The organism is Spirulina sp. LEGE 11439 (genome assembly GCF_059821285.1).
In genome coordinates this window covers 43,581-59,905 of the sequence record NZ_JCAMRX010000040.1, presented here as the reverse complement: position 1 = coordinate 59,905, position 16,325 = coordinate 43,581, and the positions used below count along the sequence as shown (strand labels likewise).

The 16,325-nt window shown below is 42.7% G+C and carries 15 protein-coding genes and 1 pseudogene; 9 read left to right on the top strand and 7 right to left on the bottom strand.

Features of this window, described 5'->3' with window-relative positions; genetic code table 11:
* Positions 1-394: 394 nt before the first annotated feature.
* Positions 395-599 (bottom strand): annotated as a pseudogene (locus AC6RV6_RS21865) (type II toxin-antitoxin system HicA family toxin).
* Positions 596-796 carry a type II toxin-antitoxin system HicB family antitoxin gene (locus AC6RV6_RS21860; RefSeq protein ID WP_500243000.1) on the bottom strand — a complete coding sequence of 67 codons (201 nt, stop codon included), beginning with the start codon at positions 794-796 and terminating at the stop codon, positions 596-598. The pseudogene AC6RV6_RS21865 and the gene AC6RV6_RS21860 overlap by 4 nt, the downstream one beginning before the upstream one ends.
* On the opposite strand from AC6RV6_RS21860, the gene AC6RV6_RS21855 reads away from it, so the two are divergent.
* Positions 795-1,082: a hypothetical protein gene (locus tag AC6RV6_RS21855; protein WP_500242999.1), complete on the top strand. Its 288-nt coding sequence runs from the start codon at positions 795-797 to the stop codon at positions 1,080-1,082. The two genes, AC6RV6_RS21860 and AC6RV6_RS21855, sit on opposite strands and share 2 nt — an antisense overlap.
* Here AC6RV6_RS21855 and AC6RV6_RS21850 read toward each other — a convergent pair.
* Positions 1,012-3,102, bottom strand: a complete 2,091-nt coding sequence (locus AC6RV6_RS21850) for a glycosyltransferase family 2 protein (protein WP_500242998.1) — start codon at positions 3,100-3,102, stop codon at positions 1,012-1,014. The two genes, AC6RV6_RS21855 and AC6RV6_RS21850, sit on opposite strands and share 71 nt — an antisense overlap.
* 190 nt (positions 3,103-3,292) lie before the next feature.
* Between AC6RV6_RS21850 and nblD the strand changes: the two genes are divergently transcribed.
* The 5 genes from nblD (at position 3,293) to AC6RV6_RS21825 (ending at position 9,556) form a co-directional block, all read left to right on the top strand.
* Positions 3,293-3,541 carry an NblD family protein gene (nblD, locus tag AC6RV6_RS21845; protein WP_500242997.1) on the top strand — a complete coding sequence of 83 codons (249 nt, stop codon included), beginning with the start codon at positions 3,293-3,295 and terminating at the stop codon, positions 3,539-3,541.
* Positions 3,542-3,944: 403 nt separating this feature from the next.
* On the top strand, positions 3,945-4,733 hold the full coding sequence (locus AC6RV6_RS21840; RefSeq protein WP_500242996.1) for a pentapeptide repeat-containing protein: 789 nt from the start codon (positions 3,945-3,947) through the stop codon (positions 4,731-4,733).
* A 343-nt stretch (positions 4,734-5,076) separates the two neighbouring features.
* The gene (locus AC6RV6_RS21835) at positions 5,077-7,620 is read left to right on the top strand and encodes a CHAT domain-containing protein (protein ID WP_500242995.1); all 2,544 of its coding nucleotides are present in this window, start codon (positions 5,077-5,079) and stop codon (positions 7,618-7,620) included.
* Between the two features lie 11 nt (positions 7,621-7,631).
* On the top strand, positions 7,632-8,018 hold the full coding sequence (locus AC6RV6_RS21830; RefSeq protein ID WP_500242994.1) for a hypothetical protein: 387 nt from the start codon (positions 7,632-7,634) through the stop codon (positions 8,016-8,018).
* Positions 8,019-8,059: 41 nt separating this feature from the next.
* The gene (locus AC6RV6_RS21825) at positions 8,060-9,556 is read left to right on the top strand and encodes a hypothetical protein (RefSeq protein ID WP_500242993.1); all 1,497 of its coding nucleotides are present in this window, start codon (positions 8,060-8,062) and stop codon (positions 9,554-9,556) included.
* Positions 9,557-9,624: 68 nt separating this feature from the next.
* Here the strand turns inward: AC6RV6_RS21825 and rpsR are convergent, their stop codons facing one another.
* The 3 genes from rpsR to AC6RV6_RS21810 all read right to left on the bottom strand — a co-directional run bounded on the left by rpsR (position 9,625) and on the right by AC6RV6_RS21810 (position 10,697).
* On the bottom strand, positions 9,625-9,840 hold the full coding sequence (rpsR, locus tag AC6RV6_RS21820; RefSeq protein WP_500242992.1) for a 30S ribosomal protein S18: 216 nt from the start codon (positions 9,838-9,840) through the stop codon (positions 9,625-9,627).
* An 83-nt stretch (positions 9,841-9,923) separates the two neighbouring features.
* Positions 9,924-10,118, bottom strand: a complete 195-nt coding sequence (gene rpmG / locus AC6RV6_RS21815) for a 50S ribosomal protein L33 (protein WP_500242991.1) — start codon at positions 10,116-10,118, stop codon at positions 9,924-9,926.
* 45 nt (positions 10,119-10,163) lie between these two features.
* Positions 10,164-10,697, bottom strand: coding sequence for an RDD family protein (locus AC6RV6_RS21810; protein ID WP_500242990.1), 534 nt, complete (start codon positions 10,695-10,697; stop codon positions 10,164-10,166).
* Positions 10,698-10,874: 177 nt separating this feature from the next.
* Between AC6RV6_RS21810 and AC6RV6_RS21805 the strand changes: the two genes are divergently transcribed.
* Complete coding sequence (locus AC6RV6_RS21805; RefSeq protein WP_500243001.1) at positions 10,875-12,875, top strand: ribonuclease catalytic domain-containing protein; 2,001 nt, start codon at positions 10,875-10,877, stop codon at positions 12,873-12,875.
* A 76-nt stretch (positions 12,876-12,951) separates the two neighbouring features.
* On the top strand, positions 12,952-13,341 hold the full coding sequence (locus tag AC6RV6_RS21800; protein WP_500242989.1) for a hypothetical protein: 390 nt from the start codon (positions 12,952-12,954) through the stop codon (positions 13,339-13,341).
* A gap of 71 nt (positions 13,342-13,412) precedes the next feature.
* On the opposite strand, the gene AC6RV6_RS21795 is transcribed toward AC6RV6_RS21800, so the two are convergent.
* Positions 13,413-13,607 carry a hypothetical protein gene (locus AC6RV6_RS21795; RefSeq protein WP_500242988.1) on the bottom strand — a complete coding sequence of 65 codons (195 nt, stop codon included), beginning with the start codon at positions 13,605-13,607 and terminating at the stop codon, positions 13,413-13,415.
* A gap of 381 nt (positions 13,608-13,988) precedes the next feature.
* On the opposite strand from AC6RV6_RS21795, the gene AC6RV6_RS21790 reads away from it, so the two are divergent.
* The gene (locus tag AC6RV6_RS21790) at positions 13,989-16,316 is read left to right on the top strand and encodes an ATP-dependent helicase (RefSeq protein ID WP_500242987.1); all 2,328 of its coding nucleotides are present in this window, start codon (positions 13,989-13,991) and stop codon (positions 16,314-16,316) included.
* The last annotated feature ends 9 nt before the right edge of the window (positions 16,317-16,325 follow it).

The following is a 16,325-nucleotide window of genomic DNA, read 5'->3' as shown; positions in this document are numbered from 1 at the left end:
TCATTTTTACTGTACTATTTATCTCTTTTTAGCACAACAACTTCGGTAGACCCGAAATAAATAATCATGAACACTTATTAATCGATGTTGCTCTTGCTATTTTTCAACTTTGAGATGAGGTGATATTTGATATATAGCGTTTCTTGATTTGGCGAGGTACACCTGAAAATCTGAAACCTTTTGCTATAAGCTGATTTTACTGTACTCCATCTATTTGAGAAACGCTATAGAATTGAATTCAACTAAATACAATCATTTCTTTGATTTTGGCGAGATCCAGTTTATAAAAATTTATCTTTAATATCGTATCAGAAATTCAGTTTTGAGGATAGAAGAGCTTGAGAAAAGCGATCGCATCTCTCCAATCTCAAAAAAGCCAGAAACGCGATCGCATCTAAATATCATCTTCAGTTATCAGCATCTTTGAGAATCCCTTTTAAAGTTCCTATGGGTAAATCTTTATTTCCATGTACGGGGACAACAATAATTGTAGGATCGTCTTCTCTCGTATAAATGTGGTGACTTCCTTTGATTCTGGCCAAGATCCAGCCATATTTTTCTAAAATCTTGCATAATTTTTTGCCTGAAATTGATTTCATATAGAAATCTCCACCAATTGCCGATCGCCAGTCGGTAACGCTTTCTCATTCGCAACCTCCAACCATCCCTCGATCGCTTCTTTAACCATTTCCATTAAATGATCGTAGTTTTCTCCCCATGTATGGCAACCCGGTAAAGCGGGAACAGTTGCACACCAAAGATTATCCTCTTGCCAAACAATAACTTTTATTTTCATGCTCGATCGCGCTTTAGTTTATGAAAACTTATCTTTATATCCTATCAGAACTTTAGTTTTGAATGTAGAAGAGCTTGAGAAAAGCGATCGCACCCCTCAAATCTCAAAAAAGCCAGAAATGCGATCGCCTTTCTCTACTTCTACTCATAATTTTAATAATCGCAGGGGTAAAGGGGTGCAATCTCAGTTCGGTGTGCTTTTACTGTTTGAATCATTTACATTTTCCCAGAAACGATCGCAGCTTTCTTTTCTTTATTTTCAGATTGGCGATCGCTTAAATTTGTAGCAATTGTACTCCAAATCCATCCACCGATAAAAGGCAGCCATAAAAATAGCCGTTGAGGTTCATTCATCCACCAATCATAAATTTCTAAAGCCGCACGATATTGCAAAATAAAATAAATAAATACACTCATGCTAATCAGTTTTGTGCCTAAATTACGGCTGGCGACGGCAAAAGGAACAAGCCAGCTAAAATACCAAGCATGAATAATGGGCGAAAAGATAAATAATGTAAAAAAGTAGGTTTCTGTAAAAACGCGAAAGTTTTTGATTTTCCATAACATCACCAATCCGATCGCAAGAAGAGGAAGGGCTAAACTCGAGTTATCTGCAAGGGGAAATCCCCATTTTTGTAAAAAATAGGGCAAAAATTCCGCACTGCGACCGTGAATGACAAAATCGGCATTGCCAGCACTGTAGGGTAATAAGGGACAGCGATCGCCAAAACAAAAGGGAATCCCCGCAACAATTAAAGGGAGAAAACCACATCCGAGAACTGCGATCGCTTTTTTGATTCCTTCTCGTTGTAATGCCTGCCAAACAACAAAACTCAAAATCGGGAGAGAAGTCCATTTAATCGCAATACTCAATCCCAATAACAGTGCTGTCCCTAGATAATTTTTCTGACTTGAATTTGCGTCAAATAATAACCAAGCGGCGACCAGAGGTAAAATAAACCAACTATCATAATGACCGCCGCCAGCAAAAGAATATAATATTAAGGGATTCCAAGCATAAAGGAGAGTTTTAAGATAACCAAATTTGCGACTCAGTAACCAACAGATGAGTAAGTCTGAAACAATAAATCCTAATTTAAAAATAATAACACTGGGAGAAATTGCCGCCAGAATCCGAAAACCATATTGAGTAATCGGGGGATAAATTGCCGAAAAATGTTTTAAATTAATGAGTTCCCACCAATCCGTTCGATAGGGAATCAATTCGGCTGCTTCTGGTGCGAGATCGTAAGGACTAAAACCGATATTTTGCAGATATCCTTCCCATAAATACCGCCAAATATCATCCCCCGGATACATAAATAGTAAGAGGAGGCGCAAGGCGATCGCAACTCCCCAAAACCATGTTAATTTCAGCGATCGCAATCCCCAAGAGAGAACAAAACCCGCACTCATTACCCCAATTCCTGCCCAAAATTTTGGCACGGCTTCCACTTGGAGAAAATCGCCATAGGGGAGAATCAAAACAGTACCGATCGCTAATAATAATACGCTTGCCCAAAGGAGAAAAACTTGAGGGGGATTCATTCGTTCTAAAAATAATTTTCCCAAGGTACTGAGAATAATCGTCCCGGCTTTAAAACTGCCCGAAATCGTCCCGGAAATCTTCGATCGCCCGCCTTGTCGGGGATAATAATTCACAGGGAGTTCGCAAATCTGCAATTGATGTTCGATCGCTTTCACCTGCATTTCTACCGTCCAACCAAAGCCCCGATCCTGCATTTGTATCGCTTCTAAAGCCGATTTGCGAATGAGGCGCAAGGGTCCCAAATCTCGATAACCATAGCCCCAACCGAGTTGAATGAGAAACGTCGCCAATTGATTGCCAAAATGCTGTACGGGGGTGAGATTTTCGCGTCCTTGTTTTGTTGCCCCCCGATCGCCGAGAATGAAATCGTAGCGATCGCAACAAGCAAAAAATCGCGGTAATTCTTCGATCGCATCACTCCCATCCCCATCGCAGAACAAAATCCATTTAATTTCTCGGGGAATATCCTGTAATCCCCGCCAGCAGGCGCGTCCGTACCCCGGTATCGGCTCGCTAACCACCTCAGCCTCCGCAGATCGGGCAATCTCTGCACTGCGATCGCGGCTGCCATTATCCACCACGCGAATGTGACTCAACCCGATCGCTTGTAATTTGCCAATCACCTTCGCGATGGTGGCTTCTTCGTTACAAACGGGGATAATGACTAAAATTTCGTTGAACCTTGTAACGCGGGCATCTGTTGGGGTTTCTCCCTCGATAAAAGTAATGGGGGATAGATTAAAGGTGCTGGCAGTCATTGTTAAGACCGTAAGAGAGGAAGGCGATCGCTTCACAATTTAAGGCCATTCCCTGAATTCTCTCTGAGAGCCAGTTTAATTGAATTTGAGATTATGTATTATTTTACACGCAAAAAGTCAAGCAATTGCAATAAAACGTTAGAATGAATTCGCATCCAACTCGGTCTCTCAATTGAGGAGTGAATGATTGATGACAGCAAACACCAACCCAGACAATCGCCAAACTTGCCCGGTTTGTCACGTTGCGATTACCCCAGACGATAAAGTCTATTTTTCCTCTGGCAAGCCCGGAACCCGCGCCCGCCTTTACGCCCGAGTCTGTCAGTATGCCCAGCAAGCCGGCTGTATCAACCAAGATCGAGAAGCGATCGGCACTTTGACTAAAGCGGATGGGTTTAGTACCGGGGAAGAACTCAAAAAACTTTTAAAACTCAATTAACCTGAGTTCGGGTTAAGCCAAAACCCTAAATCCTTGCAAAACTAAACCTTAGAGCGTGTCAACCCCCGTAAAAATTCACTGAACTTGCTGGGTAAGCGGAGCATGCGCGGGGGGCATGGGGGCGGCGCTTGCGACCCCATTGGGGGGTCTGGGGGGCTAGTCCCCCAGAAGAACTTCTCCCAGTCAAGTTAACAATCAAAACAACTTAATCTCTGGCTAATCCAAGAATATTTCTTAACCCGAACTGATGTTCAATTAAGACGATAAAAACAAAATCGATCGCGGGTAAAATGCTTGCGATCGCTTTCCTGTTCGGGAAAAGGCTGATTGTTGCGCTTTATTGACGATCTCATCCCCCTCGATTGTCGATAAGATAGGAGAAATCTCGCACCGATCGCCCACCATGAAAAAATCAGCGCATCCGTCAGCTTTTGCGATCGCCATTTCCCTCGCGATCGCAACCTTTTCTGTTGCAACTCCCGCAAAAGCCGAAAATTTACAAGCTATTCGTCAACTTCTTTCTCGTAAAGAATGCGTTCAATGCGATTTGAGGAATTCCAGTTTAATTTTGTCGGATTTACAAGGAGTCGATCTACGCGGGGCAGATTTACGTTTTGCTAATCTCAGCCAAGCTAACTTAAGTAGAGCTAACTTAAGTGGAGCTAACTTAAGTGGAGCTTCTCTTAATGGTGCTAATTTGTCCGGTGCGATTTTAGTGGGAACGATTTTTGCCGGAGCCGATTTGCGAAATGCTTATTTAACGGGAGCAAATTTCTCGGGGACGCGCTTTGATGGAGCTTATATCCAAGGTACGGTTGGTTTGCCTTACTCGAGAGAGAGCGTAGAATCTCTTTATGCGCGAGGAATAGCAGAAGCCAATCGTAACAATTATGTTGGTGCGATCGAATATTATAATCAAGCCTTGCAAGTAAATCCTCAATTTGCCGTCGCTTATTTGGGGCGGGGGTTTATGTTATATCGTTTAACGGATGAAATGGGAGCAATGCGAGATGTACAAATTGCGGCTCAATTATTTGAGCAACAGGGCAATGAGCAAGGGGTACAAGCTGTAGAAGAGTTTGTGAAGTATGTTAAACATCAAAACAATCCTACCAGTGGAAGTGGACTAGGAATTGATTTACTCAACATTCTTGGCGGAATTGGTTCCTCTATTTTACCGATACTATTTTAACCTGAGTTCGAGTTAAGCTAAAACCCTAAATCTTCGAGAAACTAGGCTTTAGAACGTATCAACACCCGTAAAAATTCACTGAACTTGCTGGGCAAGCGGAGCATGCGCGGGGGGCATGGGGGCGGCGCTTGCGACCCCATTGGGGGGTCTGGGGGGCTAGTCCCCCAGAAGAACTTCTCCCAAATAAAGTTAGCAATCGAAATAGATTATCTCTAACTAATCAAAGGAGTATTCTTTAAACCGAACTGACGTTATTTTAAATTTGTTACGGGTTGATGTTCTTCCACTCACAAAACTTTTGCGGCATAATTGGGAGGAACTTGGAGTAACTTTGCCTGAAATTATGGGACCAGAAGATTTAGAAACTCGGTTGGCTGCGGGACGCGATCGCTGCGATCGGGGGGACTATGCAGGTGCATTGGAGATATTTCAAGCCGCTTGCAAGGAAGCACCGGATAATGCTGAGGTGTTGTATTTGTGCGGTGTGACTTATTTTCATTTGGAGAAATATGAGGACTGTATTCAATATTGCAACCTAGCTCTAGAGATTAAGCCAGAATATCCTTTAGCTTTAGGATTGCAAGGTTTTGTTTATAAACAACTTGACCAAGATGAGCAAGCCAAAGCAAATTTTGAGCAGGCTATATTGATTGAACCACAAAATGATGAAGATTGGCGAGGTAGAGGCATGACCTTAGCTCAACTAGAGAGATATGAAGAGGCAATTTCTAGTTATGATCGAGCCATAAAAATCAAATCGAACTCTTACGTAACTTGGCATAATCGAGGAATTTCATTATTTTATTTAGAAAAATATGAAGAAGCAATTGATAGTTATGATGAAGCTATAGAAATTAAACCTAATTATTACTTTTCTTGGCATGAACGAGGAATTTCATTATCTAAGTTAGAAAAATATAAAGAAGCAATTGATAGTTACAAGAGAGTCCTAAAAATTAAACCTGATTATCACTTGGTTTGGTATAATCAAGGAATCGTGTTGTCTAAGTTAGAAAAATATGAAGAAGCAATTGATAGTTATGATGAAGCTATAAAACTCAAATCTGATTATTACGCTCCTTGGTTAAATCGAGGTAGATGCTTTTACTTTCTCAAACAATATGAAAAGGCTATCTCAAGTTTAGACAAAGCTCTAGAAATTGAACTTAGCGAAGAACTAATTTGGCAAAATTGGTATCACATTGTTCAACGTCATCGAAACCCTTTCCCTTATTTGCTCAAAGCCAAGAATTTATGCAATAAAACTCTTGATTCTTTTTCTTTTACTGAGTCTCCAGAGAAATATATTATAGTCTTACAACAACTCATAAAACTTTGTCATTACCTCGACGATAAACAAACATTTCAACAGCGTATCGAACAAATATCTCAACTACTCGAAAGAATTCTACAGGATACGGAAGTTCGAGAAAAATTCAATTCTGTTAATTCTGCACGAGCGTTTGCCCTATTCTATCAACTCCAACTCGATCGCAAAGCCAACTCTACCAACCCCAAAGATATCATCGAAGCCCTCAACATCGCCGAACAACGAAAAAATACTTGTCTCCACTGGCTGCAAAAAGGTTGGATTGATAGCCTTCCCCAAACCACCTACTCAGATATTAAACAACTCCTCCAACCGAAAACAGCCCTGATTTACTGGCATATCAGTCCCGTTGCAATTACAACCTTTATCCTCAAATATAACCAAAATCCCATCACTCTTCCCTATCCCGAATCAAAGAACATCAAACAAGATCGAGGCTTTGCTTTTTGGCGTTCTCCCACCAAACCCTATCCCCCTGCTTTAGAACAACTCCAACGCTTTGAAGAATGGTTAAAAAAATGGCAAAATGCTTATGAAACTTACGATCCACAAAAACAAAAGACCCCCGATGAAAGAAAATTAACACCTTGGTTTCGAGATATGGAATCGAGATTAAGACAACTCTACAATATTCTCAATATTACAGAACTAGCGCCTCATCTTCAAGGAATAGAGCGCGTCATCCTTATTCCTCATCGTCAACTCCATTTACTTCCCCTCCATAAACTCTTTAATAATTATATTGTCACCCATCTTCCCAGTGCGAGAATTGGTCATTACCTGCAAAACAATCTCAGTAATAATCGCAATAATCAAGACAACAAAAAACCAATACCTTTACCGTTTCTCCTGAACATCGAACAAGCCAACGAACTCCCTTTCGCCTTCCTCGAAGCAGAAACCCTCAATCTCTTCTTTCCTCATCACAAAACCTATCGAGGAGAACAAGTCACCCACCCACAAATCATCGATGCAGTTGCCAATAATCAAGGCATATTCCACTTTACCGGCCACGCCTACCATAATATCAATAATCCCCTACAATCTGCCCTCATTCTCGCCAACGACCAAGAATTTACCCTAGAAGATATCTTCCACAACGAAACCTTAAAATTGAGCAATTATTTCCTCATTTGTCTCTCCGCTTGCGAAACCGGAATCACCAGCCAACAAAACCTCATTGATGAATATGTCGGATTAGTCAGTGGCTTTTTAAAAATGGGTGCAAACTATATTCTCAGTACCCTCTGGACAGTAGAAGAACGCGCGACAGGACTCCTTTTAAGCAAATTTTACGACTACTACCAACAAACCCAAGATCCTCCCCAAGCCTTGAAAAACGCCCAAAACTGGCTCAAACAAGCCACTCATCAGGATATCGCCGATTGGTATCGCGACCTCGCCAACAGGTTTTTAAAAACCGATCGCCCCGAGAAATTGCAACGTTTCTTAGCAAGAGAAGCCCGACGAGAAACAGACTTAGCTAAAATAGAATTCACTCCTCCCTATCAAAATCCTTATTATTGGGCTGCTTTTATCCTCACTGGAATTCATTAACAAATTCAACCATGAACGCAACTTCGATCGCCAACCTCGATCCCCTCGATCGCCAAATTCTCCAAGCCTTTATCTCTGCATTGAGCCAATTCAATGACCCTTTACCCGCTTCTCTCGTTACCAAAATCAATCAAGTCGGTCGCGATTTACAGCACAACTCGATTGACTCCATTTCCACCTTAGAAGAAATCGCCCACGAATACAATCCTCTCAAGGAACTTTACGAACAAACCTGCATCAACTTGCAGAGAGACTACGAACCTCAAGAACTTCCTCGACGCAAACGATCCGAGAATTTAAACACTCATCTTAACCAGCAATTGACCAACTTGATCATCCCTTCCTTAACCAGTAAAGATCCTGTTGAGGAAGCCAAGAAAAGGAAAAAAGAAGAATAGAGCGATGTAATTCCTTTAATTATCCTACCTTTACCAATGAAATGACATATAAAATCAGTAACTTGACTCTCGATCTCTTTTTCTTTAATATTCGTCAAGGATTAGGAGACAACCCAGAAACACAACAAAAACGAAAACAAGAATTTTTAAAAAACTTTCCTTTTCCTCGTCTCCAAGAACAATTAGAAATTGCCTTAAATCGCGAAGAAGAAGCCCCGAATCCAAAATATACCGAACTACTTAATCTAGCAAGATATCAAGATTCAATTTACTCAATCGAGAATGGTTTTATTCGATCGCCAGATTTGCAGAACATTGAAGGTTATTACTTTCCCGTACTCATGGGCGATATTTATGGAGTTTTACTCGAACTAGAACTCAATGAGAAAAATATTGCGATCGATTATTTTAAACGACTCAAAGCAGAAGTTTCTAAGCCGGGTCATTCAATTTCCTCCCCATCCCCCAAAACAATTGAAGGAAATGTAGGAAAAACATGGTTGTTGTCTTGTCAAACAGAATATCCTGAAAAATCTGATGCGATCGCTAAAGCTATCTATAGAGAATTTATCTCAGATACATTAACAAATGATGATGATATTGAGTATTATTGGCGAGAAAATTGTACGCGACAAAAAGAAAATTTAAAATTCTTAGGTGCAAATCTATATGAGATTTGGATCCCTCCCCAGCGCTGGGATAGCATGAAAAATAATCATCATATTGCGATCGCAATCTATCCGAGTACAGTTGACAAAATTGCCGGATTCACTGATATATTGGGAGAACTTTATGACTATTGGATGTTAGCATTTGCCCATCGCAATAAAATCTTATACGCTTATATTCAAACGCGACGCATAAAACGAGAACTAACCGTTAAATTTGGAGAAATTCGAGAAGCGATCCAACTTGTCAAAAGTAAACCAACGTTAAAACAACTGCAAAATCATTTAGAAAGCAAAATTGAACCTTTTTCAGAATATGTTTATCAAATCAAAGAACTAAAAGGACAACTCAATACTATTAGAATTAATATGCGAAACTATTCGGAAAATATTAAATGGTTAGAAAAAGAAGGACAAAAGATAAAGACTCTCAAAGCCGAGATCGGTGACACAAACCTCACTCCTTTATTAAAATCATTTACCAACAATGGCACATCAATTTATGAAGATCAAATCGAACATGATTATGATAGTTTGAGTGCAGGTATCGAAATGATCGATACACTTCTCAACACCATTCGAGGAATTGTTGAAACCAGACAATCTCAACGCGATCGCAACTTTCAAGAATTAGTCGGAATCATCGGAATTGGCTTAGGATCTGCATCTATCACCGCCTCAGCCGTTTCCTCGTTTGTACCGCAACAGATTGAAGAATGGCAAACTGTAGCAACAGTCATTGACTATTTGCCTATTCCTAAATCCTTAATTAATCGTCCTGTCATTGCGCTGTCCTTGAGTGTGCTAAGCGGCATTTTCTTTGCTTTAATCACCTCAATTGTCGTGTATTCATTGAGAAAAAAGAGATAAAATCCCCCCATCATAAAAAGCGATCGCCAAAGTGCGATCGCTTCTCAGATAAAATAAAGGAAATGAACCTAGCTTTCAATATTGATATAAGGTAAAAGTGCCATATATCTAGCACGCTTAATCGCTAAAGTTAAATCCCGTTGTTGTTTCGCCGTTAAATTGGTAATGCGACGGGGAAGTACTTTTCCGCGTTCGGTGATGAACTTGCGAAGTAATTCAATATCCTTATAATCGATGGGATCGCCCGGTTTAATAGGGGAAAGGCGCTTGCGGTAATAAGCCATGTTTTCTCGGTTATCCTAATGGTTGACGAATGGTTGACGAATAATTAATTAACGGTTAACTAATTTTTACAGGCACGAATCAATTATTTGATTTCTTTGTGGACGGTATGCTTATTGCAATGAGTGCAGAACTTCTTCAATTCCATCCGTCCGGTGGTATTGCGACGGTTTTTCATAGTCGTATAGCGAGAAACCCCTTTCGATCGCTTATCGGGGTTCGTGCGACATTCCGTACACTCTAAAGTAATGATGATCCTAGCGCCCTTTTTGCTTGCCATAATTTAAGAAATTCCATTCGTGTCTAATATTTTTAACGCAACTTCTCATTTTCGCATACGATAGCGCAGATCTGCAAGCAATCTTCGCAAACGAATATCGAGAGAATATCCCCGCTTGGTTTGTACCATCACCGTCCCCGTGAGGCGATCGTGAAAGGCTTGATTCCAGTCATCATCAGCATAGGCGATCGCACAATCGACAATCAAAGGCGAAACCAACAGCAAAGTCGTAAACGGGTTGAGAAAGAACAAATTGAAACCAATAGAAGCAAACATCGCCAGTCCCCCCACAATGCCCTCGCGCTTAGCCAGTTCAAAGATATCCGGCACCTTGCGAAAGCGGAGATTCAACACCTTGATATCCATGCACCAAGATCCCAAACTCTGACCTTCATTTTTATCCACCACCACCACCCGCAAAAGCAGCCAAACCAAGAAAAAGACGATCGCTTGGACGGCACCCTTTCCCGCAAAAGAACTCAGTAGCCATGTCACCGTTAAATCGATCGTAAAGGCATAAAAACGTCGTTCAAAAGGAACGCGAGGAAATTTTTTCGGAGCAAGGCGATCGGGCTGCATAGTGTTTGAGAGACCGGGAGAGTGAGATCGTGCCAGTTTGTCCCAGATATTATTAGCTTATCAATCACCGCGTTAACATGGGGAAAAATGCGATCGCAACAACCCATAAAACTCGAACCCCTGTTGCCTGTTGCCTGTAAGATAAGAAAAGCAATTTATGGGAGAAATAAGGAGCGGGTGGACAAAGGAACGCTGATCGAATTCAGGTTGCACGGAGAACGTCGGCTAGCCGTCGCAGAGCGTCCTGAAGGGAAAAAAAATTGGATATTTGTGGACGAAAAGGGTCAGTCTCACTCCCTCAAACCCCAACGGATCGAGTACGAAATTGCCAAAGGCTATGAAGCAACAGAGATCCCTGCTTTTCTCGAGTCCATCGCACCTTATCTCGATCCGGCTAACTTAGAAGTCGCGTGGGAGTTATTGATAGAAGAAAGAGAAGGCGTGACTCCGGCAGATTTGGCGCAACTGCTTTACTCAGAAGATACCCCAACAGTTTGCTATGCAGCCTATGTGCTGTTAGCAGACGATAAAATGTATTTTAAACGCAAAGCCGATCTCTACGAACCTCGCCCCAGCAGTCAAGTTGAAGAGATTAAACACCAAATTGCCGTTCAAGAACAAAAACAGCGCGATCGCGAAGAATTTTTAGAACGACTCAAACAGGCACTCACCGGGGAATCCCTAAAATGGCCCGATCGCGATCGCCTTCGTTTGGAATCTCTCGAAAAATTTGTCCTTCAACCCGAGCAAACCCATCGATCGGCAAAAGAAATCCTCGAAATGCTCGATCGCTCCCCAACTTCCGAAGCAGCTTTTAAACTATTAGTAGAGTTGGGTCGATGGTCGGTTCACGAAAACTTATTCCTTCGGCGGAGTGCTTATCCCGTGCAATTTTCTCAACCCGTCCTCGCAGTGGCCCGAGGGCGTTTAACCTCCCCCCCCGAGGATATCGATCGCGATCGCCTCGATCTCACGCATCTGAAGGTTTACACCATTGATGATGAAGCAACCGAAGAAATTGACGACGGGTTAAGTGTGGAAGCGATCGACGGGGAAAATCAGTATAAGTTATGGATTCATATCGCCGATCCCACTCGCTTAGTCTCATTGGGAGACGAATTGGATCTCGAAGCACGCCGACGCAGTACCAGTTTGTATTTACCCACCGGGACGATCCCCATGTTTCCCAAAGAACTCGCGGCCGGTCCGATGAGTTTGGTACAGGGTCAACAATGCGCGGCGCTGAGTTTTGCCGTCATTTTAGACGAAACAGGAGCCCCGCAAACCTATAGCATTCATGCCAGTTGGATTAAACCGACCTATCGTCTCACCTATGATGATGTCGATGAGATGCTGGAGTTGGGAGTCAAGGCGGAACCAGAAATCGCCCGTTTGGCCGAAGCTGCTTTGCTGAGACAACAATGGCGCAAGTCTCGCGGGGCGATCGATATTCGGATGCCGGAATCTTCTATTAAAGTTAAAGGAGAGGACGAGATCGCGATCGAGCTTTTAGACGATGCTCTCTCTCGTCAACTGGTGGCAGAAATGATGATTTTAGCAGGGGAAGTGGCGGGACGCTATGCCAAAGATCGCAATCTTCCCTTACCCTTTCGAGGACAGCCTCAGCCAGAATTACCCCCAGAAGAAGAGCTTTTGCAATTACCAGCCGGCCCGGTGCGTTTCAGTGCCATGCGACGGTGTATGCCTCGCAGCGAAATGGGAATTACTCCCTCTCGCCATGCTGGGTTGGGACTCGATACCTATACCCAAGTGACTTCTCCCATTCGCCGCTATACGGATTTATTGGCTCATTTTCAGCTTAAAGCACATTTACGCGGGGAGGCTTTGCCCCTCACCGGGGAAGAGTTACAGAGTATTATGTTTAGCGTCACGGCTTCCGCCTACGAAGCCACCCAAGTAGAACGTCAAACCAATCGCTATTGGGGGTTAGAATATTTGCGTCGCAATACGGAAGAAGTTTGGCAAGTATTAGTCTTGCGTTGGTTGCGTGAAGACGACCGATTATGCTTGATTCTCTTGGAAGATTTGGGCTTGGAATTACCCCATCGCGTTTCTCGAGCCGTGGCCTTGGGCGATCGCTTTGAAGTTCAAGTCAGCAGCGCCGATCCTCGTTTAGATACGATTCGCTTCCGAGAGTTAGTCGTTTCCGAACCCTAAATTGATAATTAAGATCGGGGGAATACGCACCGCCATTCGCCTTGTCCAACCGACCTGTTGATAATTCTTTATTGTGATGAGCGATCGCATTCTTCCCGATAAATTCTCTCCTTCTCGCTTTCAACCCCAGCAAATTGTTTATTTAGCCCATCAAAATAGTTGTCTGTATGCAGAAGTCGTTCAAGAAATTCCCGATCGGCAAATATGTTGGGTGCGTCCCTTATTATTAGCAGTAGATGCACATTCCCTTTCTCCACAAGTTTACGATTTGCGTTTGGCTTCCGACCTTGTTTGGCCGATCCAAGCCTTTGCACCCGCTCTCGATACGGACGTTATTCCTTTTCTTTCTACATTAGAACCACAAGAATTAGAGACCTCTGAAACTGTTGAAACTGCGCGATCGCGTCTCAATCAATTTATTAAACAAGTTTGGCACGAAGAACAGAAAACACAGAATGAAAAATAACAATTTCAAATAATATATTGTTCACTGCTCATTGCTCATTGCTCACTGTTCACTGCTCACCATTCACTAACTCAAGGGCTGGCGACCAGTTGGACTCGCCCTGCATCCATTTCATACATGAGTAATTCTAATGCTTCGTAATCGACATCAGAAATATGACCCAAGCGGGTGAGTTCGGCATTAATTTGGTTTTCAATATCAGGGGTTAAACGTCTAACATAAAGGGCTTTTTCAACTAGACGACGAATCACTCTAGGAGTTTCCACTGCTTTTATTACCAATTGAAAGTATTATTATATTCTTCTGGATCTGCCATTGAGAAAGTGATCTGTTCTCAGTTAAAATCGTGATCTGAATCACTATATTTTGCATTCTTTACTTTTCTAATTAGAAAATAAGTTACCTTTATATATCAATCCTTTTCAATTGGACTGTTAAAACGAAAAACGCGATCGCCAACGCAAGAATCGATCGCATGAGGTTTTTCTGTTAGGTTTTCTTAACAAAAACTTAAGATTGTTGGCAAGCGGTTAAATCTGTTGAATTGATTGCCCAATCTCTTGCGATGGGAGTGCGATCGCATCTCTCTCAACCGCCTCGTATTTTTGTATTATCAAGAGACGAATGACTGGTGAGCGAGATAACGAATGAAGGAACAGCAAAAACAAGTTTTACACGATCTGTGTAACGGTTTGCGACCCGGACAGCGCAACCTCGCCGAATGGGAAGGGGGAGAATTGGCAATTTCTGCGGTACCGGGGGCGGGAAAATCTCATAGCATGGCGGTAGGGGCTGCGATCGCGATCGTGCGCCATCAACTCCATCCCCGCAAACAACTAATCGCCGTCACCTTTACTCGTTCTGCGGCGGCCAGTATCAAAAACAAAATTCGGGAAAATCTGCAAAAACTGCAATTACCCCAAGGGAGTTTTGTGGTGCAGACTTTGCACGGGTTAGCATTACATATCGCCTCGCGTCACCCAGAAGCCTCGGGGTTGAAGTTAGAGACCTCTACGGTAATTACACCGAACCAAAGCCATCGGCTGTTAAAAGGTGCCGTAGAACAGTGGATCGGCAAGAATTTTCCCCGCTATCAAAAACTCCTCGAAGGTATGAGTTTTGATGGGGAAGAAACAGAAAGATTGCGCCGTCAGTCGGTATTGCGAACGGAGGTTTTGCCCAATTTAGCCAGTACGGTTATTCACGAGGCGAAAAGTTCGGGTTTTCTGCCCGAGGATTTGTGGCGAGTGAGTGAAGAATTAGACGACCCTTACGCAACTTTAGCCGTTGCTGCGGGGATTTACGACGAATACGAGAAGATTATGCGATCGCGAGATTTCATCGACTACGATGACATGATTCTGGCTGCTTTACGCGTCTTAGAACGCCCAGCAATTCGCCAATTATGGCAGAAACAAGTCTTTGCGGTGTTTGAAGACGAAGCGCAGGATTCGACCCCCTTACAGACGAAATTACTACAAATTCTCGCGACTTCTCCGACCTCGTCACAAATCAATCTCGTCCGCGTTGGCGATCCCAACCAAGCGATTAACTCGACGTTTACCCCAGCCGATCCCCTTTATTTCAATCATTTTTGCGATTTGTGCCAAAAAGAAGGAAATTTAGCCACAATGGATCGATCCGGACGCAGCAGCCCCATTATTTTACAAGCGGCGAACTTTGTTTTGCATTGGACAAATCGATTGTGGTTGGAAAACAGGAAAGAAGAGAAAAAACAAGATAATTTGCTGCTTCCTTTTAGAAAACAAGATATTCGCCCCGTCGATCTGGGGGATCCTCAACTGGATGCAAACCCGATCGCCACGGGAAAAGGGGTGGAAATTTATACGCCCGATGATATTTATCAAACTGTAGAAGAAATTGGCAAAAGAGCGATCGCTTTATTTGCTAAAAACCCCAAACATAACGCCGCCATTTTAGTCAGAGAAAATCGTCAGGCCCGTTTCCTTGCCGAAAAACTGATGCCTTTACAAAAAGATCGGGATTTTCAAATCTATGAAGTGGGAGAAATGGAAAGACATTCCCGTATCCCTGAAGAAATGCTGAAATTACTGGCATTTTTAGATCGTCCCCATTCTCCAGACAATCTCAAAGGGGCGTTAGAAATCCTCGAACAGCGCCAACTCATCGCTACGCAAGATCTCAATGCGTTAGCGACTTCTCCAGAACAATTCCTCTATCCCACGCCTCTCGATCCGCCTCAAAAACAGCAGGTTAAAAACGCAAGGCGTTACTGTAGCAATCTTCTTCGCGCCCGTTTAGAATTACCAGCCTATCATCTCATTTCTTTTTTAGGCATGACGATGAAATATACGGGATCGGAATTGGCAACGGTGCAGAAGTTAGCTGAGAGGGTTTTTAAACAAACTATTGGTAATAAATCCCTGAAAGCGATTATTGAAACTTTGCAAGAAATTGTTGCTTCCGAACGCTTTGAAGGAGTGCAAGAAGAATCCGACGATTTGTATGTGCGATCGGGTCAATTAACGATTATTACGATGCACAAAGCTAAGGGATTAGATTGGGATTATGTTTTTATTCCTTTCCTACACGAGGATATCATTCCGGGGTCTCCTTGGGTACCGACAGCCAGTAAGTTTTTAGGGGATTTTACCTTAGATGAAGTTGCCCGGGCGCAAATCCGCACGGCGGTTCATAATACCCATTTAGAGTCATTAGGAGAACGAGATAAAATTACATCTTTTTCGCCACCTTTGTCAGCGTGGGAAGAAGCAAATCAGTTAAAAAAAGCGGAAGAATATCGCTTACTTTATGTGGCCATGACGCGGGCAAAACGCCTACTCTGGATGTCTGCGGCAAAAAAAGGTCCTTTTCGCTGGAGTGTTTTTAACGGACAATCGGCGGATAATTTGCAGAATAAGCGGCCTTGTCCTGCGATCGGGGTACTCAAAAACAAGTTACCGCTTTTATTGCAGGAAGTACAAAAATGTTAAAATAAAAAC